This window comes from Mobiluncus sp., from assembly GCF_985070215.1.
On record NZ_CFKZQR010000032.1, the window covers coordinates 1 to 25,751 of the forward strand.

At 55.1% G+C, this 25,751-nt stretch carries 30 protein-coding genes; 29 read left to right on the plus strand and 1 reads right to left on the minus strand.

Features of this window, described 5'->3' with window-relative positions; all coding sequences use genetic code 11:
* The 3 genes from AC5LBQ_RS06885 to AC5LBQ_RS06895 form a co-directional block, all read left to right on the plus strand.
* On the plus strand, positions 1–447 hold a 447-nt coding region (locus tag AC5LBQ_RS06885), incomplete at its 5' end, for a hypothetical protein (RefSeq protein ID WP_493265009.1).
* A complete protein-coding gene (locus AC5LBQ_RS06890) occupies positions 444–860 on the plus strand; it encodes a hypothetical protein (RefSeq protein WP_493265010.1) in 417 nt (138 codons plus the stop codon). The genes AC5LBQ_RS06885 and AC5LBQ_RS06890, both read left to right, overlap by 4 nt.
* Positions 857–1,213: a hypothetical protein gene (locus tag AC5LBQ_RS06895; RefSeq protein WP_493265011.1), complete on the plus strand. Its 357-nt coding sequence runs from the start codon at positions 857–859 to the stop codon at positions 1,211–1,213. The genes AC5LBQ_RS06890 and AC5LBQ_RS06895 overlap by 4 nt, the downstream gene beginning before the upstream one ends.
* 1,060 nt (positions 1,214–2,273) lie before the next feature.
* Here the strand turns inward: AC5LBQ_RS06895 and AC5LBQ_RS06900 are convergent.
* On the minus strand, positions 2,274–2,423 hold the full coding sequence (locus tag AC5LBQ_RS06900) for a hypothetical protein (protein WP_493265012.1): 150 nt from the start codon (positions 2,421–2,423) through the stop codon (positions 2,274–2,276).
* Positions 2,424–2,507: 84 nt separating this feature from the next.
* Here AC5LBQ_RS06900 and AC5LBQ_RS06905 point away from each other — a divergent pair, with 84 nt between their 5' ends.
* From AC5LBQ_RS06905 to AC5LBQ_RS07030, 26 genes are all read left to right on the plus strand, one after another.
* Complete coding sequence (locus AC5LBQ_RS06905) at positions 2,508–3,392, plus strand: hypothetical protein (RefSeq protein ID WP_493265013.1); 885 nt, start codon at positions 2,508–2,510, stop codon at positions 3,390–3,392.
* Positions 3,392–3,598, plus strand: coding sequence for a phosphoesterase (locus tag AC5LBQ_RS06910; protein WP_493265014.1), 207 nt, complete (start codon positions 3,392–3,394; stop codon positions 3,596–3,598). Before AC5LBQ_RS06905 ends, AC5LBQ_RS06910 begins: the two co-directional genes overlap by 1 nt.
* Positions 3,599–3,883: 285 nt before the next feature.
* Positions 3,884–4,045 (plus strand): HNH endonuclease, encoded by a 162-nt coding sequence (locus tag AC5LBQ_RS06915; protein ID WP_493265015.1) that lies wholly within the window; start codon positions 3,884–3,886, stop codon positions 4,043–4,045.
* 856 nt (positions 4,046–4,901) lie between these two features.
* Positions 4,902–5,315, plus strand: a complete 414-nt coding sequence (locus tag AC5LBQ_RS06920) for a hypothetical protein (protein ID WP_493265016.1) — start codon at positions 4,902–4,904, stop codon at positions 5,313–5,315.
* Positions 5,308–6,741 (plus strand): terminase large subunit domain-containing protein, encoded by a 1,434-nt coding sequence (locus AC5LBQ_RS06925; RefSeq protein ID WP_493265017.1) that lies wholly within the window; start codon positions 5,308–5,310, stop codon positions 6,739–6,741. Before AC5LBQ_RS06920 ends, AC5LBQ_RS06925 begins: the two co-directional genes overlap by 8 nt.
* Complete coding sequence (locus tag AC5LBQ_RS06930) at positions 6,738–8,165, plus strand: phage portal protein (RefSeq protein WP_493265018.1); 1,428 nt, start codon at positions 6,738–6,740, stop codon at positions 8,163–8,165. Before AC5LBQ_RS06925 ends, AC5LBQ_RS06930 begins: the two co-directional genes overlap by 4 nt.
* 13 nt (positions 8,166–8,178) lie before the next feature.
* Positions 8,179–9,414: a VG15 protein gene (locus AC5LBQ_RS06935; RefSeq protein WP_493265019.1), complete on the plus strand. Its 1,236-nt coding sequence runs from the start codon at positions 8,179–8,181 to the stop codon at positions 9,412–9,414.
* On the plus strand, positions 9,407–9,670 hold the full coding sequence (locus AC5LBQ_RS06940) for a hypothetical protein (RefSeq protein ID WP_493265020.1): 264 nt from the start codon (positions 9,407–9,409) through the stop codon (positions 9,668–9,670). Before AC5LBQ_RS06935 ends, AC5LBQ_RS06940 begins: the two co-directional genes overlap by 8 nt.
* Before the next feature lie 189 nt (positions 9,671–9,859).
* Positions 9,860–10,354: a scaffold protein gene (locus AC5LBQ_RS06945; RefSeq protein ID WP_493265021.1), complete on the plus strand. Its 495-nt coding sequence runs from the start codon at positions 9,860–9,862 to the stop codon at positions 10,352–10,354.
* Positions 10,355–10,384: 30 nt separating this feature from the next.
* Positions 10,385–11,278, plus strand: a complete 894-nt coding sequence (locus AC5LBQ_RS06950; RefSeq protein ID WP_493265022.1) for a phage major capsid protein — start codon at positions 10,385–10,387, stop codon at positions 11,276–11,278.
* A 3-nt stretch (positions 11,279–11,281) separates the two neighbouring features.
* Positions 11,282–11,413: a hypothetical protein gene (locus AC5LBQ_RS06955; RefSeq protein ID WP_493265023.1), complete on the plus strand. Its 132-nt coding sequence runs from the start codon at positions 11,282–11,284 to the stop codon at positions 11,411–11,413.
* A gap of 9 nt (positions 11,414–11,422) precedes the next feature.
* Positions 11,423–11,830 carry a Gp19/Gp15/Gp42 family protein gene (locus tag AC5LBQ_RS06960; protein ID WP_493265024.1) on the plus strand — a complete coding sequence of 136 codons (408 nt, stop codon included), beginning with the start codon at positions 11,423–11,425 and terminating at the stop codon, positions 11,828–11,830.
* Positions 11,803–12,147 (plus strand): hypothetical protein, encoded by a 345-nt coding sequence (locus AC5LBQ_RS06965; RefSeq protein WP_493265025.1) that lies wholly within the window; start codon positions 11,803–11,805, stop codon positions 12,145–12,147. The genes AC5LBQ_RS06960 and AC5LBQ_RS06965 overlap by 28 nt, the downstream gene beginning before the upstream one ends.
* Positions 12,140–12,547 (plus strand): hypothetical protein, encoded by a 408-nt coding sequence (locus AC5LBQ_RS06970; RefSeq protein ID WP_493265026.1) that lies wholly within the window; start codon positions 12,140–12,142, stop codon positions 12,545–12,547. Before AC5LBQ_RS06965 ends, AC5LBQ_RS06970 begins: the two co-directional genes overlap by 8 nt.
* On the plus strand, positions 12,544–12,945 hold the full coding sequence (locus AC5LBQ_RS06975; protein WP_493265027.1) for a hypothetical protein: 402 nt from the start codon (positions 12,544–12,546) through the stop codon (positions 12,943–12,945). Before AC5LBQ_RS06970 ends, AC5LBQ_RS06975 begins: the two co-directional genes overlap by 4 nt.
* Before the next feature lie 26 nt (positions 12,946–12,971).
* Positions 12,972–13,664, plus strand: a complete 693-nt coding sequence (locus AC5LBQ_RS06980; RefSeq protein ID WP_493265028.1) for a hypothetical protein — start codon at positions 12,972–12,974, stop codon at positions 13,662–13,664.
* 78 nt (positions 13,665–13,742) lie between these two features.
* The gene (locus tag AC5LBQ_RS06985) at positions 13,743–13,955 is read left to right on the plus strand and encodes a hypothetical protein (protein ID WP_493265029.1); all 213 of its coding nucleotides are present in this window, start codon (positions 13,743–13,745) and stop codon (positions 13,953–13,955) included.
* On the plus strand, positions 13,945–14,301 hold the full coding sequence (locus tag AC5LBQ_RS06990; RefSeq protein WP_493265030.1) for a hypothetical protein: 357 nt from the start codon (positions 13,945–13,947) through the stop codon (positions 14,299–14,301). The genes AC5LBQ_RS06985 and AC5LBQ_RS06990 overlap by 11 nt, the downstream gene beginning before the upstream one ends.
* Positions 14,302–14,360: 59 nt before the next feature.
* A complete protein-coding gene (locus tag AC5LBQ_RS06995) occupies positions 14,361–14,747 on the plus strand; it encodes a hypothetical protein (RefSeq protein WP_493265031.1) in 387 nt (128 codons plus the stop codon).
* Positions 14,748–14,798: 51 nt separating this feature from the next.
* Positions 14,799–19,340: an NlpC/P60 family protein gene (locus tag AC5LBQ_RS07000; protein WP_493265032.1), complete on the plus strand. Its 4,542-nt coding sequence runs from the start codon at positions 14,799–14,801 to the stop codon at positions 19,338–19,340.
* Positions 19,340–20,170 carry a hypothetical protein gene (locus AC5LBQ_RS07005; protein ID WP_493265033.1) on the plus strand — a complete coding sequence of 277 codons (831 nt, stop codon included), beginning with the start codon at positions 19,340–19,342 and terminating at the stop codon, positions 20,168–20,170. The genes AC5LBQ_RS07000 and AC5LBQ_RS07005 overlap by 1 nt, the downstream gene beginning before the upstream one ends.
* The gene (locus tag AC5LBQ_RS07010) at positions 20,161–23,034 is read left to right on the plus strand and encodes a phage tail protein (protein WP_493265034.1); all 2,874 of its coding nucleotides are present in this window, start codon (positions 20,161–20,163) and stop codon (positions 23,032–23,034) included. Before AC5LBQ_RS07005 ends, AC5LBQ_RS07010 begins: the two co-directional genes overlap by 10 nt.
* Positions 23,031–23,504, plus strand: coding sequence for a hypothetical protein (locus AC5LBQ_RS07015; protein WP_493265035.1), 474 nt, complete (start codon positions 23,031–23,033; stop codon positions 23,502–23,504). Before AC5LBQ_RS07010 ends, AC5LBQ_RS07015 begins: the two co-directional genes overlap by 4 nt.
* 19 nt (positions 23,505–23,523) lie before the next feature.
* The gene (locus tag AC5LBQ_RS07020; protein ID WP_493265036.1) at positions 23,524–24,375 is read left to right on the plus strand and encodes a peptidoglycan recognition protein family protein; all 852 of its coding nucleotides are present in this window, start codon (positions 23,524–23,526) and stop codon (positions 24,373–24,375) included.
* A 51-nt stretch (positions 24,376–24,426) separates the two neighbouring features.
* The gene (locus AC5LBQ_RS07025) at positions 24,427–24,792 is read left to right on the plus strand and encodes a holin (RefSeq protein WP_493265037.1); all 366 of its coding nucleotides are present in this window, start codon (positions 24,427–24,429) and stop codon (positions 24,790–24,792) included.
* A partial coding sequence (locus AC5LBQ_RS07030; protein ID WP_493265038.1) for a hypothetical protein occupies positions 24,792–25,751 on the plus strand: 960 nt, incomplete at its 3' end. The genes AC5LBQ_RS07025 and AC5LBQ_RS07030, both read left to right, overlap by 1 nt.

A 25,751-nucleotide genomic window follows, 5' to 3' on the forward strand; every position in this document is an offset into this window, starting at 1 on the left:
CAGGAGGAGGAGCGTCAGCGGACTGCGACGGAATACCGGCGTGAATTTTTGAAGGGATTTTTGTCGCAGTTGGATTATGGAAAACTCCCGAATGAATTATTTTTCCTGGCCGCAAACGCAATTCTGCGTGCACCGGTCGGCCTTAATACCGGATTGGTCGAGGAGTTTGGCGCAAAAATTGGAATGCGTGATGTGCCGTTGGAACGGAATGAATGCTTCGAATATTTGCTTGGATTCGCGAAAAAGAGCTTTAAAGAATCTGTGCGCGTTTTCGCGCTGGTAGTTTTTGTCGTTCTCGAAGGATATACGGACGCTTGGTATCCCGGAATTGAGTTGGTTCGATTCTATTTTGAGGCGCTCGAGAAATGGGGTTATGTCTTGACTCCCATCGAGTGCGGTCTGATTGGGCGCCTCACGAATGAAGATGTTGAGGAGGACGCGAAGTGAGCTACGTAATGCGGTTAAAACTGGAGCGCGGGGTGATTCTCACGGAGAACAGAACCGTGTCCGTGTACGCCCGTAACCGGGTGCGTCGCGAGTTGAGGGTGCGCGCCAAATTGATGGCGCACGGTGAGCATTTCCCGAAAAATTTGCAGCTGGCGAAAATCTCTATGACTTTTATGTGGCATGACCCGCGGCGGCGCCGTGATGTGGCCAATTGGATGCCGACAGCAAAACCTATTGTCGATGGACTCATTGATTACGGTCTTTTGCCTGATGATTCCAATCGCTATCTGATGGGCCCATTTCTGCATTCGAGTGACGCGGAGACCCCGCCGCCTGGCGTGACCTGGGTGGACGTGGAGGTTATCGACTGGAATACCCCAGATGCGGGTCCTGGCGTAAGGAGTGTCGCATGAATATTTGCACATGGGAAGATTTGTTTAACGCTGATTCGGCGCTCTTTGACTATCTGACTGAAGAGCTGCATAGGGTTATTACCGGCGCAATTGTGAATGGGACGCCAGGAGCAGTGACACATAAAGTACAGGTCAAGCCAACCAAGATTCCGAACGTTGTGAAGCTGCAGATGCAGATTTCGGTGCAGACCCCTCCGCGTAGGTATGAAACTGACCCCAGACGGTATATCGGGCGTTCTCTGATTCCAGCATTGCCAGAGGACGATGACGTGCAGGATACGGAAACTGGCGGGTCAGCCGGCGAGATTGCAATGTTTGATTCTAAAACCGGCGAAATCTTAGAGGCCGGGTAACCACAAACTTGGGGCGGCTTGCCGCCTCGGGCGTGCATGGGGGCGTCAGCTGCCTATGTGCGATAACTGAATATCCCCCGGCCGGTGTCTATGCCATCGTGTGTAAAAATTTCATCGCCGGTCGGGGGAACCCAACAACTGAATACCAAACTCAATGAATTAACGGGAGGTACAGGATTGTCTTGGGTGAAAGCGAGTGACAAGGCAGGCTCATTCCCTCACATAATGCAAGTCATCGGACTTCCAGACGTGGACGACCGAACCAGGCTTGAGCTTATGGGGTTCGTGTTCCTGATGTTTCTCGAATCAGCCAAATTCGACATGGACTATCACCTCCCACTTGGTACCGCTTACCGGTGCGCAGACTCTCTAGAGCAAGCGAAAAGACTCTTGGGGTACTGCAGGACACTTGGCATCTGTAGAGATGTGACAGAAGGTAAAGTACCGACTATTGCGCTCATTGAAGACCCTGACTTCCTGAACCTGCAATCCAGGGAGGACAAGGAACGGCGCAACCGGCAGCGGAATGATACGCGTGATCCGCGCCTGGAAGTGCCGGTAAGGCAACGGGACGGGGATAACTGTCGTTGGTGTAACGTCAGAGTCCATTGGAAAGGACCGAAAACACCACGAGACGGGACGCTTGACCATTTACGGCCAGGACAGCCCGGAACAGTTGAAACGCTCGTGGTCTCATGTCGGAGTTGTAATTCAGCCAGAAAAGACAACCCACAATGGGACGAAACCTACGAGCTATATCCCGAACCGAAAATGCCACGGTACGGGAGCGCCACTGCGAAGTTCCTGTCGGATAACAACATTCCGACAGTACCGAACATTGGTCCCGACCGACAACCCAATACGAACCGGAGTCGTTCTGGAGACGCACCTGACGATGAGTCTGTTGAATCGACTCCCTCACGTATACGGAAACACGTTACATCCAGTAGCGCTGCACCCTCCTTATCAAGTGAGGTCACTGATACTGATACTTCGATTGTGACCCCGACTCTTGACGACAGTCGGGAGCGTCTGCGAAGTGCCGGGCAACCGGACGGGTCTACACGTCGTAGCCCTGGACGACCTGGTGAGTATCAGGCAGGACAATCTCCGGTTCGTAGGTCTGACCCCGGCGTCGCGAAGAAATCGACGCACACCGGGGCTTTAGGCGTGCCTGAACCACGACAGAGCGAGTCTCAGAGTATGTCACCTCGACAAGTATCTACTTGCCGGGACGGGACTGGACGGGACTCTATTGGACGGGACTCTTCGGGACTGCCCGGTACTGGTCTGGATGGGACTGATCGGCTGGGGGCTGGGTCTGCTCTGCCCGGTACTGGTCTGCGTCGGGTCGGGTCGGGTGACGGCTCTGTGGGTAGTTCGTCGGGTGAAGCTGTGTCGAGGCGTAAGCGGGGAAGGAGGCATCGTGGCTGAGGAGTCTGCTGTGGCAGGTTCTGTGTCGGTGTACTGCTTGATGGGTTGTCGGGGTTCTGGGTTTATGAATCCGGGTAGTTCTGATGCGCCGCGTCTGGCTGAGATCGGTCTGCTGTGCCGTGCGTGTTTCAATCGGCTACATCGTGACGTGGTGGAGTTGCCGGGGCTGGTGGAGCATCTGCTCAGCGTTGGTGATTCGGGTCAGCCTCGGGAATCCGGTACGGGTAGCGGTGGCGGTGTGCCTGGGTCAAAAGTTTTGTATTCGCAAACGCTTATGATGGTTGATGAGCTGAGCGCATTGCTGGCTAGGCTGGGCTTGATGATTGGAACGCTGCGTGGTGTGGAGGTTCCTGGTGTGGCTGGTTGGTGGCGTGGGCACAATGGTGAGCCTTTGGGTGTGAGGTCTGTGGATTCTTTGTGTGAGCTGTCGGCTTGGGTGGATTCGCAGCTGGATTGGTTCGCGGGTCGCGCTGAGGTGGGTCCTTTCCGTCGTGACTTGAGTCGGGTCTTGGCTACGGCTCGGGCGCGTTGGCCGCAGCGTGAGCGGCAGCGGCATTTGCCGCAGGTGAAGTGTGAGCGCTGTGGGCAGACCTCGCTTTGGTATTACCCGCCTTCTGGTCGGGGGCTTCCCCAAGAAATCGTGTGTGAGAACCTGGCTTGCGGCTTACAGCTTTCAGATTCGAAATGGTCGGCGCGGGTTTCCGCGATTGCGCGGGCTGCCGGGTTTGGTGGGGAGATTGATTGATGCGTGACGATACGGGGTTAATGTGGCTGCCGTTGATTGTGGCGGCGCGGTCCTATGGGATTCCTGCTAACCGTCTGCGAGTGCGGGTGCATCGAGGGCGGGTACGCTCTCGACTGGTACACGGAGAGCGTTGGGTTTGCGTGAACGACGTGCGAGAGCTTGAGGCGCGTGGCCGTCCCCGCAGGGAGGACTACCATGACAGTTGAGTACACACACTTTACGAGTGTCCGCGACACGCCTAGCGAACTGGGACTATGCTCGTATCACGGCGATAAATGTAATACTGCTGCCAGTGGGATTACTATCCCTGATGCCCGATTGGCTGTGTGCCGTCGGGCTTTTTCATTGGGGGTTTCCTGATGCCCTCGAAATATAATGACAGGTCTTACCGCCGTCAGCGCGCCAGACTCCGAGCCGAGGTCGCACGCCGCGGGCTGGTCTGCTGGATATGTCTACGCCCAATAGATGTGAGCCTGCCAGCCAATGACCCAATGAGCTTCACCGCCGACCACGTCCAGGCACTAGCGGCCGGCGGTAGCCTACACGGCAAGCTAATGCCAGCACATCGCGGCTGTAATTCACGCCGAGGCAAAGGCGAATACTACGTACACCATGAACTGCCTCATCGCCCCAAGACTTCCCGCCAATGGTAATCTTCACCGTTGACGGGGGGAAAGGGTGGCTGCCATGCCACCGCCTTTCTAATGGGTGAGGAAAACCGGTGGGGGTGGGGTAGCCCCTCCCCCACCGGAATCGCGCCCCACCCCGCATAGTCGCTTTTCTCTCCCCGCGCTGGGGGAAAAGCGGGTGACATCGCCGGTCTGCGGGTGTCTCGGGGTCGTAGACGCGAGTTGCGGCCTGGCAGGCTGTTTTTGAGGTTTTCCTGGTTACGATTCGTCAGGTTCAAACCCCTAATAATAAAGTAACAATCGTTGATATTGCAACGATATAGGCGTATAATTGGGGTATGAAAAAGGTATGCGCCAGATGCTTTAAACCGGTGGAATCCACCGGCCGCGGAAGACCGCAAAAGTATTGCTCAGCAGCGTGTAAGCAGGCAGCGTATCGAGCCCGTAACGGCTTGGGCGTGTTCCCGCCAGAGATGCGTTTTCGTAACCAATGGACGCGCCGTGTCGGGAAACGTCCTATTCAAGTTGATGGCACGCCTGCGTCTTCAACCAATCCTGCCACGTGGGCAAGCTTTGATACTGTCAGCGCTTCTAGGACAGGTGACGGGCTAGGAATCATGCTCGGGAACGGACTTGGCTGTATCGACCTTGATCATTGCTTACAAGCCGGGGAACTAACTGATTGGGCGGCCGCGGTGTTGGTGGGCTGCGAGAATAAGGTTTTCGTTGAGGTTAGTTTGTCTGGTTGTGGCTTGCATATTTTTCACTTGTGCCCGGAGGGTCGGGGTCATCGTGAAGCACGGCCTGATGGAGGTGCTGTTGAGATGTATTCTCGGGCACGGTTTATCGCTTGTACTGGCCAGGAATGGGGGGGTCGGTGATGGCACGGAAGTTGAAGCCGCACGGTACTCCTGCCGCGTATCGGCGCCATTTGCGGCACGGTGAGAAGCCGTGTGAGGCGTGTCGTTTGGCGGTTGCCGAGTATAAACGGAATCTGCGACAGACGCATAAGCGTTTAGATGCTTTGCCGGTGGCGTTGGCGGTGGCTGAGGCTGCGCCGGTGCCTGAAGAGATTGATGCGGTGGCTGATGCGCGTGAGAACTTGCGGGTGATAACGGCAGCTATGGCGGCTGCTCCCCCGCAGGCGTTGGCGGGGTTGTCTAAGCGGCGTCAAGAATTGGTTGAGTTTATTTCGTCTGCTTCTGGAGCGGATCAGAGGGAGGAGAGCTTGAGTGAGCAGCTTGCAGTCCTCCGAAGTCGGCGTGCAGATGCCGAGGATAGAGCGAGTGCCTGAGTGTGTTCGTTCTTTGGGTGATGATGCGATTGATATTGCTGAGCTTGCTGGTTTGGTTCTTGACCCGTGGCAGAAGTATGCGTTGCGTAAAGCTTTGGGTGTGGACGCTGCGGGGAAATGGGCGGCTTACGAAGTTGTGATAGTTACCCAGAGACAGAACGGTAAGGGGTCGATTTTGGAGGCGATGCAGTTAGCATCGCTCTTTTTGTGGGATGACCGGACTTTGATTCATTCCGCGCAAGAGTTTTCGACTGCTGAGGAGTCGTTCCTTCGGATTCGCAACCTTATCGAGGGGTCCAACATCCTGTCGAGTAAGGTGCGAAGAATATATACCGCAAATGGTAAGGAAGCGATTGAGCTAAAGAACGGGAACCGGTTGAAGTTCAAAGCTCGGTCCAATAAGTCGGCGCGCGGTTTCACCGCGGACCGGATTATTTTCGATGAAGCGTTGTTTTTGCCGTCAAGTTTCATGGCTGCTGTACTTCCCGCGATGGGTGCCCGCTCGGAAGAGGGCAATCCACAAATCTGGTATACATCTTCAACGGGTCTGGCTTCGTCTACGGTTCTGGAGACGCTGCGCAACCGGGGGATTACTGGTGAGAACGCTGACAGTTTGTGCTATCTGGAGTGGTCGGCGAAGTCTTGGGACGATATGAGTATCGAGGAGCGTCAGGCTTGGGGTGATGACCGTGACGTGTGGCGGGCTGATCCTGAAGTATGGAGAGCAGCTAATCCAAGCTACGGGGTACGTATTGCTCCGAGCTATTTCCGCCACGAACTCGACTCCCCGATGACTGATGCCGAGTTTGAGCGCGAACATTTGGGGGTTTGGGAAAAGATTGGTGGCGATTCACTCATTCCGATGGACCTTTGGCAAAAGGCTGCTGATGAGACTTCGAAACCTGGCGAACATATGGTGTTCGCTCTTGATGTCCCGCCTTCCCGCGAAGCCGCCTATATCGCTGTCGCGTCCATCTCTGAAAGCGGTAAGTATCATGTCGAGCTGGTGGACACCGCGGAAGGCTTGGCGTGGATTGTGCCCAGGCTGAAAGAACTGGAGGAAAAGTACAGCCCGGAGATGATTGTGGTCGATGCCGCCTCAGCGGCAGGTTCGGTACTGCCGGAGCTGAAGGCGAACCGGATCCGGACTACGCAGCTATCCGGGCGAGACTATGCGAAAGCGTGCGGCCAGTTTTATGACGCGGTTCGTCAAGGAACTTTAGCGCACCTGGACGACCGACTCTTGAATGAGGCAGTTGAAGCGGGACGGATTCATCCGATTGGGGACTCACTTTGGAAGTGGGCTCGGAAGAACGTGGCCACGAACATTTCCCCGCTAGTGGCTGCATCGTTGGCTTTATGGGGGCTGCAATATATGGAAGCGAAACGTCTAGCAAGGGCTAACCGGAAGAGGGTGAGATTGTGAACTTCAACCAGTATGTGGACATCCCTAGCAACCTTTTCACGGAAGACGAACTGGAACTGAAAAAGCAATGTCTCGAGCAAATCACCAGCCACGCTCAAATCAACAAGCAGCGTTCGGACGCTTACGACGCTAAACAGTTCATTCAACATTTCGACATTTCTGTACCGCCGCAAATGAAACAGGTGTCGACCGTGCTAGGTTGGCCAGCTAAAGCTGTCGACCTGTTCGAGGGGCTGCTGGAGCTGGACGGGTTCGTAGTGCCTGGCCATGAACCGGCAGACTATGGGCTAGACACGATTGAAGCCGAGAATCGTCTGAGTATCGAACTGCCGCAGGTTCATACCACCGCGCTGAAGTACGGGTGTGCTTTCCTCGCGGTGATGGCAGGGGTGGAAGGGGAACCGGCCGCGGTTATCCGTGGCCTGTCCCCTACTAACTCGACCCTTTTGTGGGATAGGAATCGGCGGCGGGCTCGTGCCGCGTTCACGATGAACTATGACGAAGTGACTGAAGACGCATCATTCGCTCTGTTCCTGGATACGCATACGGTGTTCGGATTCCGCACCGGCGGGTCTTGGGACGTGGAACGACTGGTACATTCCTTGGGGGAAGTCCCAGTGACGCTGGTACCGTTTAAGCCTTCTTTGGAAGATCCGTTTGGCCGGTCGCGTATCTCGAAAGCGGTTCTGTCGATTACTGCCAGGGCAGTACGCACCTTGCTGCGCATGGAGGTAGGGGCAGAGTTCTATTCCGCTCCGCAGCGTGCCATTTTGGGGCTTGGCAAGGAGGACTTCGAGGACGAGACCGGCAAGGCTCCTTCCTCTTGGGAGTTCGCCCTCAACAAGATGCTTTTACTGCCGTCGAACCTGGAGGGACAACAACCACAGATTCAACAGTTCGCGCAAGCCACCATGCAGCCCCATATCGACATGCTGCGTTCCGACGCAGCCCTGTTTGCTGGCGAGACTAACATTCCGGTAAACGTGTTGGGGATTATTCACGATAATCCGGCTTCTGACGCGGCGATGCACACCGCGTACCTTGCTTTGAATAAGGACGCAGAGCGCGCACAGGCTACCTTTGGGGCTGGTGTGGTGAAAGCCATGCAGCTCGCGTGGCGTATCAACAACAGCGGGCAAATGCTCCCGCCTGAGCTGCATAAACTGCAAGCGAACTATCGGGACCCGGATACTCCCACTCGTGCAGCAATGGCTCAGGCGGTCGTGTCTCAGGTTCAGTCTGGTGTTTTGCCTGCTGTTTCCCCGACCACCTATAAGCTGCTCGGATACGACAACCCGGTTATTGAGTCGTTGATGGCGGAAGCCCGCCGGAACTCCGGCTCTTTCAGTCTGCTTGACCTTGCCGCGAAGCAAGTCCAGGACGAATCGGGTCAGATTACACCAACACGGCTCGTTGAGTCTTGAGGGATAGTTCCAGTTGGCTACTCCTGAACAGATTCGGGCGTATCAGATAGCACAACAGAAAATCGAGGACGCTCTAATGCGCGACCTTGACCGTATCTGGCAAGCTATCCGCGAAACGGACAACAACACAGCATCGCAAATGCTGCAGTCCGTGATACCCCAGCTAATCAACCGGTATGGTCTGATGGCGGCCGCGGTGGCGGCTGACTGGTATGAAGCCCTGACTGGGGCTGAGGCTTTCCTGCCTGATTCATACAACGAGGAGGCTTTCCAAGCCTCAACCCGGTGGGCGTTGGGTCCTCTGTTCCAAAAGGAAGTTTCGGAGGCTGAACGAAAGACAGCGTTGCAGCGTTTGACTGCGGCAGCTGTGCGCCATACCCGTCAACACGCCCGAAACACTATTGATGGTTCGGTGCGTCGCTCAGGCGGTAAAGTTCGGTATGCCAGGCGGGTAACGGGTGCCACTACATGCGATTTTTGCCTGATGCTTGCCAGCCGCGGACCGGTGTATGGAACAGTGGAGGACGCAGGCGGCCCGTCAAACCGGTATCACGAAAACTGTGATTGTGTTCCAGTACCGGTTGTTGGTCGCTGGGTGGTTGATGATTCTGTTCGTGGCGCGCATTGGGAGGGACAGAACCCCGGATACGACTTCGAAAAGCTGTATGACGAGGAATACTTGCCCTATCATCATGCTGGGGATACAGCTGAGGACGTGATAGAGCGCCGCCGCGATGTACGGCGTCAAGCAAAGCAAGCTGAGAAACGCAATACCCGCAAGGCCTCACTTGATGGTACTTTGCAAAGGGAAAAGTGGGACACATACCGGTCTTGGGTTGAGGACCAAGCGAGGTTGAAAGGAATAGTCATTGACGGAGAGGTATTCAAGCTCCCGCCAAAGAACTGGGAAGAGCCACCGGACGATTGGCCGCAAGACCTCCCATTTTTGCGTGCTAAAGAATGGAACCACATCCTCTACGGAGATGAAGAAGCGGGCGGACATAGTTCCGGTTATGGGTGGATACACAACAAGACAGAATTTGACCCGGAAACTACTTCCGAAGTAATCGCTGAAAAACTGAAAGCGTTGCTGCGACGCATAGACTACTCAGGTCTCGAGAAAACGAAACAGTACACGATTAGATACGAAGACGGAAACATTTACAACGTGTACCTCTCAAAGTCACGCGGTACAATAAGAGTGACATCTTTTCACAGGCTCGAGAAAGTGTGGCGTGGTCATGAATGAGAATGAAAAAAGAGTTGCAGCCCTTATAGAGCATCTCTACGCGGAGGGCTACGCTACCACACAGGAGCGCGATGACATGCTGGATGTCCTAAAGTGGGATGGCGTATTCGCGCCTCTCACCGGGGTGACGGCTGTAGTTGCCAATGACAACAAACCCCTCACGCAAGAACTTCTTGATGAGGTCATAGCGCTGAAAGACATCTATGACGAGGAATATTACGAAGAGCTCATGGAATCACAGGGGTTGACCGTATAATTCCACGCGCAAGTACTGACTGAACCGTCTTGGCTATATGCCAGGGCGGTTTTCTTATGCCCGCTTATCCGGGGCATACCTCGACTACCCAACCAGCCCCCTTTAGGAGGGGTGTGTTGTTACACCAGGCGACACGAAGGTTTGGGGTTTTCTGGTGGCCAATAACTACTCCGAAAGGGAGGCCTAACTATGCCCGAAACTAACACCAACGCTGAGCAGCCCCAGGCAGCTGCAGCATCTGCCGATGTTCCGGCCGCGGATTCAGTACCGAAGGAGCCGCGTACTTTCACTCAGGAGGAAGTCAACGCTTTCCTGGCTGAGGACCGTCGGAAGACCGCGAAGAAGTATGAGGGATTCGATGCTTTGAAAGCGAAGCTGGCAGAGTACGAATCCTCTAAGACTGACACCGAGAAGCTCCAGGAGAAGGTGGCTGAGCTCGAGCGGGCGAATCGTGATGCGGTTCGCGCGAAGGTCGCGTCTCAGTATGGGATGCCTATCGAACTGGTTACTGGTGAAACTGAGGAAGAATGTGTGGCCCAGGGCGAAGCGTTCAAGAAAGTTCTCGCTGACGCGAAGCCTGCTGGTCCGTCCTCGAAGGTTTTGGGCAACCCCACTAAGGGGGCACCTGCTTTGAACTCTGACGTGTTGGAAAACGCGCTGAGGGCAAAGCTTGGAATCGCGTAAATTCAGCCTCTACAAGACAAGGAGATGACTATGGCTGAGCAAACTAAAGCAACGATGACTAACGAGTTCGCAGGTTTCCTGCGTCCTGACCAAGCACAACCGATTTTCGATGAGGCCATGAAGACTTCCGTGGTGCAGTCTTTGGCTCGTCAAATCCCGGTTGGGGTTAACGGTGTGGAGATTCCCATCACTACCGGGAAACCGGAAGCGGGGTGGGTCGCTGAAGCCGGATTGAAGCCCTCGACCTCTACCGCTATCGGGATTAAGACCATGAAACCGCACAAGCTGGCTGCGAAAACTGTGGTCTCGGCTGAGGTAGTCCGTGCTAACCCTGGCGGCTACGTGGACATTTACAAGAAACAGATTGGTGAAGCGTTCGCGTTAGCTTTCGACAAGGCAGCGCTTTACGGCGGTGGCCCATTCGATACGCATGTGGCGCAAACCCAAAAGTCTGTCACTTTGGGCACTTCCGCTAATGGCATGTACGGCGACTTGGTTACTGGTCTGGACCTGCTGTTGAAAGATAAGAAGAAACTCAACGGTTTCGTGTTCGATACGACCTCCGAGACGCTGTTCTTGAACCAGGTCGACGCTAACAAGCGCCCCATTTTCGAGTTGAACAATGTCACCGAGGCCCCAGTTCCGGTGACTGTCGGTCGCCTCATCGGGCGTTCTGCCCGCCTGGCGGACAACGTCGCAGATGCTACGTCTAAAACTGTCGGTTTCGGCGGGGACTGGTCGAAATGTGCCTGGGGTGTGACTTCCGGGATTAACTTCCGACTGTCTACCGAAGCGGCAGTGACTCTGGACGGCAAACTGGTTTCCGCGTTCGAGCACAACCTTGTGGTCATCATCGCTGAGGCCGAGTTCGGTTGGCTTTGCGCCGACCCGGAAGCGTTCGTCGCTTTCAAGACGGGAGCATAACGGATGGAATCTGTAACCATGACCGCTCCTGACGGCACCGAAGTCACCGTACCGGAACCCCGAGTTCCCTACTACGAGGACGCGGGATACAAGAAAGCCCCGGCGACCCGAACAGGAAAGAAAACCGAGAAGTAAGGAACCACCGTGTGGGTTGACGCGCAACGCTTCCAAAACGAATGGATTGGCTACGACACCCCCACCGACCAGGACAAAATCACGGCCTGGCTGGGGAAAGCCGAACGAATGATTCGTCTGCGGGTACCCGGAATACAACAACGGATTGACGCAGGCGAACCAGACCTAGCTGACAATGTCGCAGATGTGGTTATCGCCATGGTCACTCGCGTGTTCCGCAACCCGGAAGGAATGCGTTCAACCAACTCCACAACCGGAGCCTTATCCGAATCCATCACCTACGGCGGGGACAACCCGGGTACCTTGGAAATACTCCCCTCTGAGCTGGCCATGCTCACCGGCGGAACCCAGGGCACTCACAGGGCTGGAGCCTTGTCGATGATTCCCCCGTGGTCTCCGTTTTACCGGAAGGACTAACCGTGTATCGGATGCCTTTCCCCGCCTGGGCTTGTGACGTGACAGTGAAACCCGGCCGCGGTATTGCCGACCCTGACCGGGCAATCCCCCACGTCCTCGTGACCCCGACAGTATCGACAGATGATGAGGGTTTTACCCAGGCAACTGTTGATACTGCGGACATGTATCTGGTTACCCCCGGGCAAACCCCACCAACGTCGACTGACCGGGTAGAAGTTCCAGCAAAACACCCGTTGTACGGGCTTTACCAGGTCGAGGGTGAACCTGACCCGTGGCCGCTCGGCATTCACGTGAACTTGAGGAGGATTCATGACTAAAGCCGTGTTCAAACCGTCGCGTAAAGCGGTGGACGGGCTGGCAAATTCGCCTCAGATGGGTGCCGCCTTGGCTAGGTATGCTGCATCGAAAGTGCCCGCGATTCAAGCTGTCGCACCGAAAAAAACCGGTGCTTATGCGGCTTCTATACGGGCGCGTCCTGCAGTTGTGCACACGCCCTTCGTGAAGAGGGCTTCCTCTCCGAAAGTGCGTAACGGTGCGGTGGTGGAAGCGACAGTGCCGTATGCGGCCTCGGTGGAATGGGGTACGGGTGCTCCGATAGGGATTCGTTCTAAGGCGCGTCGTCGTGGCGGGAAATTGGTTCCGGCGAAACTAGGGCGTCGAGGTGCTCAGCATGTGTTGGGTAATGCGGCGCGTACTTTACGGAAGGATTTGTCGTGAGTGGTTTCCCGGATTCGGTTGAAATGGTGACGCAGCGTATCGGGATGATGCCTGGGGTTCCCTTGGTGGTGAATGTTCTGCCGGTGGATTTCCTGAAGCGTCTCCCGTTGATTCATGTGACTCCCGGTGGCGGGGTGGAGTCCATGCTTGAACGTACAGAGCGAGTAAATGTTGATGTTTATTCGCCCTACCCGCCTTTGTCTGGTGAGGAATCTGCGGAAGCGTTGGCGATGCGTGTCCACAGTTGGCTTGTTCCTGGTGTATCGACTTGGTTCGATGTGCCTGCGGGGCTGGCTGATGAAGTGGTGTGCGACCCGACACCGACCACGGTTCCCTACCAGATAGACGATGTCGCGTTGGTGAGCACTGCTTTCCATGTGACGTCTCGCAGACAGTGAAAAAGCCGAGTGGAAGGACTACAAAAATGGCTGGATCTACAACTATTGCTGATATGAAACGAAAATATGACCATGCGGAGCTTATCCGTAAAGCGTTGGAAACGATTTGTGTAATCGGTCCGGCAGATATTGCATTACCAGAGCACCTTTTCGGTGACAATGGACAACTGCTCGAACTCCCTGAGGGCTGGTGGGGGTTAGGTGTCGTCAAAAAGGACGGGTACGAGTTCGGGACTGAGACTGATTCTTCTGATGTGGAAGGTCACGGCTACAACGACTCGCTCCGTACTGACATCATCAAGATTACGCGCTCTATCTCGGTGACTGCTTTGGAGAAGTTTAAGAAGCAGTTTATTGAGCTGACTGAGGGCGTGAACTTGTCTAATGTGAAGCAGGCCGCGAACGGTGAGATTAATTACAAAACTCCTTCGATTGTGAAGATGGGTGAATATCGAATGATCTTATTGGCTCGTGATGGCCGCCCGGAGGAGGAATGGATTTGGGCAAAGGTATACCCAAAGGTGCAGCTGACTGAGTTCCCGGCCGATGCTTGGGGCAATGATGCTTTGGAGACCCCCTTGAAGTTCAAGATCTTGACTGACACGAAAGTGGGTTGGACAGTTGACACTTTCATCGGTGGAACCGGGGCTAAGAAGCACGGCAAGCTTCTCGATTTCGGGCAGGCTACCGGAACGTCTACCCCAGGTTCGGGTAGCTAACAGATTTTTGATGTTTTCGGCGAGGAAGGGTTTTTCCCCTCTCTTCCTCGCCGGAAACATTGAGGTTGAGGAGCGGTCATGAAAATGGAACTAAACGGGCTGGTGAGAGAAGTTACCAGCCCTGTCGATATTGTGCAGATGCTCAATGACGGGTGGCGTGAAATCGAAAACAAAGTTGAGGGAAAGGAGGCTGGAAATGATGAAACCGTGCAAGAAACGCAAGAATCCGTGCCTGCTGTAAATGATGGAAAGAAAAACAAGAACAAGAAAGGTGGATGTGATGGCAACTAGCCGCAAACAACAATCTGCAAACCGACCTAAATCTACGTTGGAGGCTCTGGAGCTGGAAGCAGCTGTGGAGCCTTTCGTGTATGTAACTTTGAGCGGTGAAGAAATTGTGTTCCCGAACCCTGCAGATATGGATGTTGAGCAGGCTGAGGATCTGATTTGGATGTTCAAGGACTTCCAGGAAAATCCGCAAAAGTCGCGAGTCATTTTTGAAGCCTGGGTCGGTGAAGAGAACACTAACAAGATTTTTGCTGACCGTCCAACTTACCAGCAGGTGTTGAAGATTACCCAGATGATTTTGAATCATTACGAGGGCGCTTTGGCTTCTCTGGGGGAATCCATCGCCTGAGATACCTACTTGAAACTTACCAGGATGTAATCCGCGCCGACCTGCAACAGGTTTACGGCGTGGATTTGGCGAGTGAATGGAAAAAACGACGCTGGCGGAAGTTGCTTATTCTCATTGAGCAACTTCCCCCAGCGTCGAGGTTTACTCAGGCATATCTCACAGATGAAGCTAACGCGGACGCGCTAGCGTTAGCGCAGCTGCAGACGAATGACGAGAAAGCCAAGCAGGTCACGGCGTTCACGGAATGGAACCTACAGACTTCGATGCTGGCAACTGTCATCGATTCGATTCATGTTTTACAAGCGACCGTTACTGCGATTGGTGGCGGAAAACCGCACAAGGTGGAGCCTTATCCGCGTCCTGTCTCTGTAGGGCAGGCGGCGCTTGAAAAAGCCCGGGCAGAAGCCGCGGAAGACTTCGTGAACCAAATACTCCCCGACCGGTAGCAACGTCTACCGGTTTCCGTATTTTTGCGCCTTTTGAAAGGAGGCCACCCTATGCCAACCCTTGAAGCCGGTACTGTTTTCGTTCAGGTAGCGCCTTCGTTTAAAGGTTTTCAGCAGGCTGCCGCTAAGGCGGGGGTTTCTGGCGGGGAGACGTTGGCGGCCGCGTTCGAGAAAACAGCTAGCGCAGCGAAGGTCAATCTTGACGGAACTGTGAAAGGCGCCGGTGAGGAAGGCGCTAAGGCTGCCGCCGAGTTTCAGGCCACGTTCCGGGCAAGTTTGGAATCTGCGTCGGCACGCCTGGCCGAAGTGAAGGTGGGGGCGGATTCTTCCGAAGCTGACCGGAAACTTGCCGAGCTGCGTGCCCGCATGGCTACCCTGTCGGGTAAAACCATCGGGGTTGATATAGATGCTGCCGAAGCCTATATGCAGCTTGGTTTGATTGAGTCCGAGCTGGTAAAACTTTCCGCTAAGCATCCCGATATTGACGTGAAAGCAAACGTCGTCAAAGCAATCACTGATTTGCAAACGGTCGCTTTAAAGGCTGAAGAGCTTGACGGTAAAGACGTTGATATTGACGTCAAAGCGGATTCTACCTCTTTGAATGGTATGGGGTTCGCGGCCCAGTCTGCGGGTGCGATGATTGGGCTACTTGCTGCGGCTATAACGTTCCTTGGCCCGGCCGCGGTGACTGCCTCGAACGTTGCTATTGGTGCGCTGGTCGGTATTGGTGCTGCTGCGGCAGGCGCTGCGGGCGCTATCGGGACGTCTCTTTTAGCTTTGGTTCCCGTTGTTGGCGCGGTCACGAAACTGCGGATGGCTCGGGACAAAGTTTCTGCTGGTGGCGGTGGGGCCAAGGCTCCTAAAGCTCCTAAATCTGGCATGTCTCGCGATACTCACAAGCAGGATGCACGCCAGGTTGCTAACGCTCAAAAGCAGATAGAGGCCGCTCATAAGGCCTCTGTAAAGTCTGCTGATTTGTGGGAAAAGCGTATCGCTGCTGCAGAAAAGAACGTCGCAAAGGTCTCTGAGGCTTCTGCTAAACGTGTAGAGAATGCACAAAAAAACTTGGGACGTGTCCGTCAGCAGGCAGCCCGTCAGGTCGAGAACGCTAACCGGGCTGTTGCTGCGGCAGAAAGAAACTTGGCTCGCGCTCAGAAGAACGTGCTCAAAGCCCAAGAAGCCTTGTCGAAAGCCCGCCGTGACGCGGTCAAAGACCTGCGGGATTTAGAGGACGCTGTAAAAGACGGTGCGCTGGCACAACGTGCCGCTGTACTGCACGTTAAGCAGGCTAAGAAAGCGCTGGAAGATTTAGGCCGTACTGGTGGGTCGGATTTGGATTGGGAATCTGCCCGGCTTGCCCTGGACCAAGCGAACCAGGCTTTAGCAGAACAAAAGACCGCGAACCAAGACCTTGCAGAACAGAAAGCCCGTATTGACAAGGAGGGCGTGGACGGTACCGACCGTGTCCGTGCCGCCCAGGAAAGACTCGCCGCCGCCCAGGAGCATGTCGCCGACGCGGTTCAAGCCGTGTCTGACGCACAGCAGCAGGCCGCGGAACAAGCCAAGCAGGCCGCCGAATCTATAGCCGCTGCGGAAAAAGCAGTGGTTGATGCCCGCCTGCAGGGTATCGAGGACCAAGAAAACGCTTTAGAGAAACTGCGGGAAACCCAGAAGAACGCGTCGGAAGCTGCGTTAGACAACGCTGACCGTGAGCAGGAAGCTAAACAGCGCCTAGCCGAAACAATGGAGGACATTTCTGACCGAAACGCGAAAATAGCGGCTTCGGCTGCTGCAGCTGGGGGCGCGAGTGTGGCGGCCGCGGCTGCTGTTCAGGATTCTTTGTCTGAGCTGCCGGAGTCTGGACGTGCGTTTGCTTTGTATCTGGATGGGCTGATTGACCGGTTTGGGCAGCTGTCGGTGGTAGCGCAGGACGGTTTCCTTCCAGGGTTGCAGCGGGGGCTGGAGTCTCTGGAGCCGCATTTCCCTGCGGTTTCCAGGCTGGTGGATGATTTAGCTACTCGTCTGGGGCGTATGGCTGAAAATGGTCTGAAATCGTTGAATGGCCCGCGGTGGGTGGCGTTCGGGAATTTTCTTGCGCAACATTTGGGGCCAGCGATGGAGGGGTTTGGCCAGTTCCTGGGTAATGTTTTGGCGGGTGTGCGTGATTTGGTTATGGCGTTGCAGCCGTTGGGAACCTATTTTGAGCAGGCTTTGATACGTGGTTCTCAGTCTTTCGCGGCTTGGGCTGCAGGCCTGCAATCGAATACTGGTTTCCAGGCTTGGATGCAATCCGTCATGGATAATGCTCCAAAGGTCGGGAAGCTTATCGGGTCTATGTGTGCTGCTCTCGGGAATCTGTGGAACGCTGCTGGTGGCGGGGATGGCACTATGGGTGTTACCCGTAAGCTGACAGATTTTTTCGACAAGATCGCTAATGCTGACCCCGGCAAGATTCAGGCAATCGCGCACGCCGTGATTGCTTTGGGTACTGCTTTCGCTGGTTTGGCTGGTGTAGCGTCTATCGGCTCAATGATTGGTTCTGTCAGCAACGGGTTGGGCCGTCTGGCGGGGTTTTTCGGCATAGGTGGCGCGGCGGAAACTGTGGGGTCTGCAGCAAGTGCAGCAACAAGTGCTGTAAGTGCTGCAGGTGGAGCTGGTGGTGGGGGTTTGCTTGCGGGCATAACCCAGCTTGGATCTAAACTTGCTGCTCTCGCTGGTCCTATCGGTGTTGTTATCGCGGTGATTGCTGCATTAGTCGCTGGAATCAAATACTTGTGGGACACCAACGAGGGCTTCCGGGCAACCGTGATGAAGGCCTGGGCCGGTATCCAGAACATGTTCACCAAAGTCTACAATCAGGTTTTGAAACCTATCTTTGACGGTATCGGTACCTTGTTCAAGGTTGCTGCTGATATTTTCCAAAACATTTTCGGTGGTGCTCTGACTACCGTTTGGGACACGATTCTGCAGCCCTTGTTTGAGCTGATGGGCTCCATTATTGGGGACGTTTTCAACCGTGTCCTTCTTCCCGTTTGGAGAGCCGGGGCTGAGGGCTTCAAGGCTTTCGCTAACATTGTAAAAACTGTTTGGGATACGGCTCTAAAACCAGTCTTTGAGACTCTGAGAACAATCATTCGTGACACTTTTGAGGTCACTTTTAAAAACGTTTTGAACAATGCAAAGAAGCTTTTCCAGGATTATGCTGGCGGTTTAGGGAAAATACTTGACGGAATCAAGACTGGCTTCACCGCGTTCGGCAAATTCTTGACCGGCGACTTTTCCGGCGCTTGGCGTACCGCTAAGGACGCTATCAGCAAGATTTGGAACGGCATGAAGCAGGTCGCTGCAGCACCAGTAAACTTCGTAATCAACACGGTGTATAACAATGGTTTGCGTGCCGCATTCAACAAGCTCGCCGGGGTGGTCGGGATTAAGAACCCGCTACCTGCAGCCCCGCGTATAGCTTTCGCTTCCGGCGGCGTACTCCCTGGTTTCACTCCCGGCAGAGACATTCACAAGTTCTGGTCGCCGACCGGCGGAACCTTGCTCCTGTCTGGCGGTGAGGGCATCATTCGCCCTGACGCGCTGCGAGCTTTGGGTGGCAAGAAATGGCTTGACTGGGTCAACAAACATTTGCGTGGCGGAAAATATTTAGCTGATCCAGGTGATTGGCGTGCCTCCACTGGCGGGGTTTGGCCCGGGCCGGTGCAAAAGTTTTCCGGCGGTGGCATTTTCTCGGCCGCGAAAAACTGGGGCTCTAACGCTCTGGGCGCGGTACAGAACGCGATGTCTTCCGTGGCTGGTTTCGTTGATGAAGTCCTCTCTGACCCCATCGGGGCGGTAAGCAGCCTAATTTTTGCTCCTGTAAAGAGTATGCTTGGCGGTATCGCCTCGACCCCGTGGGGAGCCCTTTTCAAGGGTGTGCCCAACCTGTTCTTCAACGCGATAAAACGCTTTTTCAAAGTTCAAGCGGACAAGATTGGCAGCGGTTTCGGCGACCGGCTGGTGCGCTACCTGCGAGCAAACATTGTCGGGAAAGTCCCCTACGTGTGGGGTGGCGCATCTATCCCCCCCGGACTGGACTGCTCCGGCATGGTGTACTACGGCTACAACCACATGCCAAACCCTGTACGTATTCCACGCTTGACGGCCGCGGGATACGACAACGCAGGGAAAAAAGTTGCTTGGAATCAGAAGCGTAAGGGTGACCTGCTTGTAAACGCGAAACAGTCCCATATCCAGGTCTATTCCGGTGGCAGTTCGATTATTGAGGAGCCACGCCCTGGCAAGAAAGCGCAAGAGGTACCAATTCGATCTGGATATCATGCTGTTCGGTATCATCAGTACGATCAGGGTGGCTGGCTTCCGCAGGGTGTGACGCAAACCCTGAACTTGACCGGTAAGCCCGAACCCGTGTTTACCCCGTCGCAGTGGAATACGCTTGACATGATAGCTCGCGATGTGATGCACAACCATAAGACGGGCTCGGGACCGTCCATACACGTGACTAACAACTATCCGCAGGCAGAACCGACTTCAGTCACTATCAACCGTACACTACAGCTATCCGCAGCCTACTCGAGGAGCGTCTAATGGTATATCAACCTCCATACACGTATCTCATTGACGGGATAGATGTTCGCGAGTGGACGTTTGTGTCCTCGAATCTTATGCATTTGGGTGCGGCACCACGAAGCGAACAAATCTCTATCCCCGGACGCTCCGGCAACCTGCTTATTCCCCAACGGAACCTGGTGCTGGATGCGCCAATTCTTGATTTGGAGCTTGCCCCGGCTGCGGATAGTCCAGCCGTTTTGGAGGGTATGGTTGACCGGCTGCAGATGGTACTGATGGATCCGAACTTGATGGTGACGCGGATACGTCCGTATGGTGATGATTCGCGTCCGCAGCGTAGCGTGCAGCGGGCTGAGCTGGTCAGTGTGAAGCCTGACCGTGAGGACGGCAGGGCTGGCAGGTGGGCCAGGTGGAAGGTGCAGTTGCGGCTGCCGGAGGTTGCTTGGCGGGATGAGCGTCCGAAGACGGTGCATATTTTGCCGGGGTTGGGGATGCGTGTGAACGGTTTTGTAGGCACTTTACCGGTTGAGGATATTCAGATTCACGCCAGAGGTCCCTTGACGCGTCTGCAGCTGACTGATTGTCAAACTTTGACGGGGGTGACGTTCACGGGCGACATTACGGAAGACGAAACGCTGACTATCGACATGGACGAGTTGACAGCGAAAAAAACTGATTCGGCAGGGAAAACATCGTGGGTGACTGGTGGTCTGGATTTTCCGACTGGGGGGCGTCTAATCCTTGCTGCGGAAGCGAAAACGAAGAGGATGCGCGTCGATTTACAGCTAGACGGTGCTGTGAAAGGAAAAACTGATGTGGCTTTGGAAGGGAGACGTGCATGGGTCTGATTGAGTATCCGCGTCTGGTCGCCTACAAGGCGGGCACCGATGAACGTCTAGGGTTCCTGGACTCTCCCCTTTCCTGGCAAGCTGCTTTCACCAGGTCTACCGACACCGCCCTGCAAATGGAATACTCGGTCCATGCCCCTGGCGGGAAACTGCTTAACGCCGCTATCGGGCAAGGCCTCGACATAGCGGTAGAGGTAGCTGCTGGAGGGAAATGGGTGGAACCGGAAGGCGGAAGGTTCATCTTGGCCGCCAGGTCTCAAGACGACGAAAACCCCCAACAGGTACTAAAACTCGTTTGCCCCTCCTACTCGACTCTGCTCAAGCACGCGGCGGTAGTGGACTGGTCCGGCGATTTCGGCACCGAAAAACGCTACTACGTCGAGGCCACACCAGGCCGTATCATGTCAGACCTGATAGACATAGCTCATCGGCGGGGCGTGCTCAACATTATCGACTACGATTTCAACGCCACCACCGACACAGCCGGGAAACCCTGGACTGGTAGCTCTCTGCAAGGAGTCAGTTTCGAGGTCGGCGCCTCTCTGGCTTCTGTCCTCCAGGCACTCACTGAGGGCGGCTACTGTGAATGGGCTATGCACGGTCGCACGCTCTCAATGTGGAACATAGACACAACCACAGTAAGACTCGACAAATCCGACAACCCGATATGGCTACGCGCCGGGAAAGAAATCACTTCAGCCTCGACCGAGGAAACTGTAGAAAACCTTGTCTCCCGCGCACTGGTGCGCGGCTCCGGCGACATCTGTTTCACCTTAGATAACCCGGAAGCGCCGACCCCGTGGGGAGTTTTCGAGCAATACTACAAAATGGAAGGGGTCGGCAACGAGGGCACAGTCCGGGCAATGGCGGCCGCGGAGTTGGACAAGACTGCCAGACCAGCGAAACAGATAACGAAAAAGCTGATTTTCCCGGCGCGTTTTCGTCCTTTGGTGGATTATTGGCCGGGAGCGTGGGTGAAGTGTGAAACGCATCCGGGGGTTCACGAGCCAGTAAGGCTTCGGCAGGTCACGCTCACTTGGGGACGTGAAGGTCTGGGCGGAAACCTGGTTCTCAATGACCGGTTTACAGAATCCCAGCTGGTGACGGCACGCAACCTGAAAAAGCTGACTGGTGGAGCAACAGTTGGTGGCAACGGTACGTCAGCGTCATTGGACTTAACTCCTGACCCTGGTCGACCGAGCCAGCTTAACGTCGGCTCGCAAGCATTCGTGGATCAGTATGGTCGGGCACGCGCCTCCGTTAGCCTGGCATGGAACGAAGGAATGCTCAACGGTGGCGAAGGTCAATATATCCTCGAGGGTCGAAACATTAGTGAAGATGGTGAGGATGCACCATGGCAGGCTTTCGGAATATTTACTGCACCGCAAGCCGAGATTGCTTCCCTGCCCGCGGGCACTCTATGGGAGTTCCGAGTGGCTGGCTACAACGGTACACGAACCTCCGCATGGTGCATGTCCCAGCGAACAACATTAGCGATAAAGGACGGGGCAGGAAACCTGCTGCCAGTGGCCGCACAATTGACCAGCTCTAAAAGCGTCGCCCTCATCACTTACACCGGGAAAGTCCAATCCCCTCTCGGTGTAGAGGTAGGCTTACCCGCAGATTTTGCCCGGATTGAAGCCACAATAACCACCAGCCCCATAGCGCCGGCCGCGGACGATGCGACTCTAGTGGTTGCCTCGTCGAATGTGGCTCCCTCGACATTGGTTTTGCAGGGGGTTAGAGGTGTGCAGGTGTGGGGGTGGACACGCCTAGTGGACACGGCAGGGAACAAGGGTTCGTGGGTCGCGACTGTACCGGCATCCGTGACTGTTACCGGCGTGACTGCCCCGGATTTGGAGGCCGGCGCGGTCACCGCGAACAGTGTGGATGCGGGCTCTGTTACGGCGGCAATCGGAGATTTCATACAGGCAACCGTTGGAAATTTGACGGGTCAATCTGCGACATTCATCAAAGCGGTCGTGGACAACCTCACCGCGAACAAAGCAGTTTTGAACACGCTTTGGGCGGACATTATTAAAGGTCGATATATTGAGGCTTCTCAAATTGTCGGCGACATAGTCCGCGCCTCTGAACTGTATGTGGGGGGCGTGAAAATAGACCCGAAGTGTATGCAAGGGATGGGCACTGTGGTCAACCCTATAGACTACGGGTCTACCTCGATGGATGGGACAAATTTTGAGGTCGGCAATTCGTCAATGGATTCTCAAGGGATTCAGACAGGGGCTGTGAAAATCAACGGTTACGGTAACGGCTGGATTCCCCGCCTTGATAGCAATGTTCTTGTGGCTGAGAAGATAGCAATCGGCTGGCAAAATGGCGAGTCGATGACTACCATCAGTGCAATCACCAAAGATCCTCGGTCATATACAGGAATGTGTGTAGATGCAGGATTTCGGGCAGTCCGATTGGATTCTGATTCTGATATTGCGGCCACCGGAAATGTGTACGGCGTGAAATTTGTGGAATCCTCCACGGGGGCGTCGAAATTTGACCCGGAGCCTGTCCGTGATTTGACGGGAATTCTGGGTGTGGAGCCGGTGGCGTACCGGCCGCAAGCCTTGATTGATGAGTGGAAAAAACAATTCGGTGAGCCCGGTCCGTCCAGGCCGTTGAAGCCTCTACCGGAGCGGATGGTGGGGTGGAAGGCCGAAGACCTGGAGTCTGCCGGTCTTGGTATTTTCGTGACGCATAATCTGGAGACTGGTGAGCCGGTGGGCGTGGAGTATTCCCGGCTTTCGGTCGCTCTGTGGCAGGTGGCGTGCCAGCAGCGGCAGAGTCTCGACCAGCTAGAAGAACGCCTAGCTAAAATCGAGGCTCGGCTGGGGGGTGGGGCTGCATGATGGGAGTGATAACAGCCCTGATTGCGGCGGGCGGCTCGATTATAGGCGTTTTGCTGGTGCAGGTCGCTGGCCGAAAAAAGACCACTGCGGAGACACTTCAGTTGCAGGCCACCGCCCGGAAAGCGGAAGAGGAAACGGAATCGCTGCATATTGAAAATACGCTAACTTTGAACGAAATATTGAAACGGCAAAAAGCGGTGGAAGAAGCAGCAGTTCGTAATCAGAAGGCTGTAGAGGATATTCGGCGTGAAATTAAGAACACGCACACAACTAATATCCGGGTTGATATAGATAATGTGATGTCTGCGCTGTCTATGCAGGCTGAAGCGTATGCGCATGACCGTGAGATAGCGAAAAAGCGGTATCTGGAGACGCTCGAATTTCGTCGGGATTTGAATAGTCAGATTCAGGCTTTGATGGTGGGGCATATACAGAACGCGGAAGAGATTAGGCGGCTAAAAGCCTGCTAACGAGATAAAGGAGAAACAGATGCGTAATTGGAACAATTTGGTCGCCGATGAGAACTATTGGATGGCCAAACATTACACGGCAGGTCGGCGCGGGAAACCGGTCCGGGCGATCGCCCTGCATCACAATGCGGCGAATTTGAGTCTGCGGGGCTGCTGGTCAGTGTGGCAAACTCGTCTGGCTTCCGCACACTATCAGGTCGATATTAACGGGCGTATCGGCCAATACGTGCGTGATTGTGATACGGCTTGGGCTGTGGGCGGGGGACGAAACTCGGACACGATTTCGATTGAGCACGCGAATAATCGTCTAGGCCCATATTGGACGATTAGCGAGGCCACTTTGGACAATGGGGCGCATTTGGTGGCGGCTTTGTGCCATGCCTACGGGCTGGGCGAGCCCAGGTGGATGGGGAATGTTTTTCCGCATCAGTATTTTATGGCGACGGGCTGCCCCGGTGCGATTGCCGGCGCGCAGCGTGACGCCTACATGAAGCGCGCTAAGGCCTGGTATCGGGCAATGGCAAAAGGACAAACCACGCTCGCCGGGGCCCTCCCGGCAGCAAAACCGAGAGGAGAAAACATGTTGATGAGAGAGCCCGATGGGGCCATTTATGAGGTATCTGGCGGATGCAGTACACGTATCGGGGACCCAGACCTTGTGCAGCGCATGGTAAACGCGGGTATTCCGCTAATCCAAGTGAAACAAGGAGATATTGGCTGGTGGCAGAATCCGGACACTCAACGAATGGGTGCGCGAGTGCGCGAGATTAAGGACATTCTGACTGACTATCCGGGCATGGACCAGAGCCTGAAAAAGACCAGTCTGCTACGGCAGATAGCAGAGAAGCTCGGAATCGAGTCCCGTCAATAACCCACCCGCCGGGTGGGTTTCCTTTTACACCAAATCTACAGGAGGAAAAACATGAGTATTTACATGAAGAAAACATTTTGGGCAGGAACTGCCGAACGCGCCGTGAAAACGCTTGCACAAGCCACGTTGGCGATGATCGGCACGAACACGGTTGCTGTTACTGATCTGGATTGGCAGCATATCCTGGCGGTAGCAGCTACGGCCGCGGTCGTGTCTGTCCTGACGTCTTTGGCGACACCTGAAACGGCAGCGTCTATGAAAGATATTCGGGTCGAGATGGTGGCTGCGCCGACTCCGCCGCCGGTAGACGACCCGGACACTGTCGCCGGCCTGTCTAGCGTGGACCGGTCTGGTGGCCTGCCTGATGCCGGGGCACCCAAGCACCGGAGCGAACCGGATGATGTGGTGGAAATCTGATGGCAATCACGGATTGGAAAGACGCGACAGGCAGGAGCTTGCCTGGGGCTCTCGGATATTTCCTGCTCACAGGCCAGGTCGCTATCCCTACCGCTGACTCTGTCGACGAGGGACTAAACCCTGACCTGATAGAGCCATTAGGGTCGATTGTGCTGCACCCCCTGCAGACCGAGACCAGATTTATCGGTACGGCTGATGCGGATCCACTCACAATCGCGCTAGTGGATATTCCCATCAAAATGAACCGGGCCGGGCAATTGTTCGTGATTGACGGCGAAGCGGGTGCACGTATCCTAAACACCTCGGACCCCCACCTTAATCCGACCAACATTCCTTACGAAGTCAGATTCGAGTTTGAGGACATCGACGAAACCGTAAAACCGCGTATAGCACCGTTTACAATTTTGCCTCCACCACCGCGAACCGATGGCGAACCATGGGTTTTAGACATTACTCAGCTTGCTACTGTCGCAATTACCGGACAACCCATTTCTGTGGAAATGGCACGTGCGCTAGTAGCCGCAGGATGGGAAGCCACAAGAAAAGTTTTAGCAGCAGCTGACCAAATGAAGGCAACCACCCAGGAAGCAAAAACAGCTGCTGAAAATGCTGCTGGGTCTGCTGCGACTGCGGAGACGAAGGCTACTGAGGCAGCTACCTCAGCGACCGCGGCTCAAAAGTCCGCTGATACCTCGGAGGTGAAAGCAACAGAGGCGGCTGAGTCGGCGGCTAAGGCTGCGGGGTCTGCAGCGACTGCGGAGACGAAAGCGACTGAAGCTGCGGATTCTGCTTCGCACGCAGCTACGTCGGCCGCGGATGCTGAATCGCGCGCCACAAGCGCAGCCGCATCGGCGTCTCAGGCTGCTGGGTCTGCTGCGACTGCGGAGACGAAGGCTACTGAGGCAGCTACCTCAGCGACCGCGGCTCAAAAGTCCGCTGATACCTCGGAGGTGAAAGCA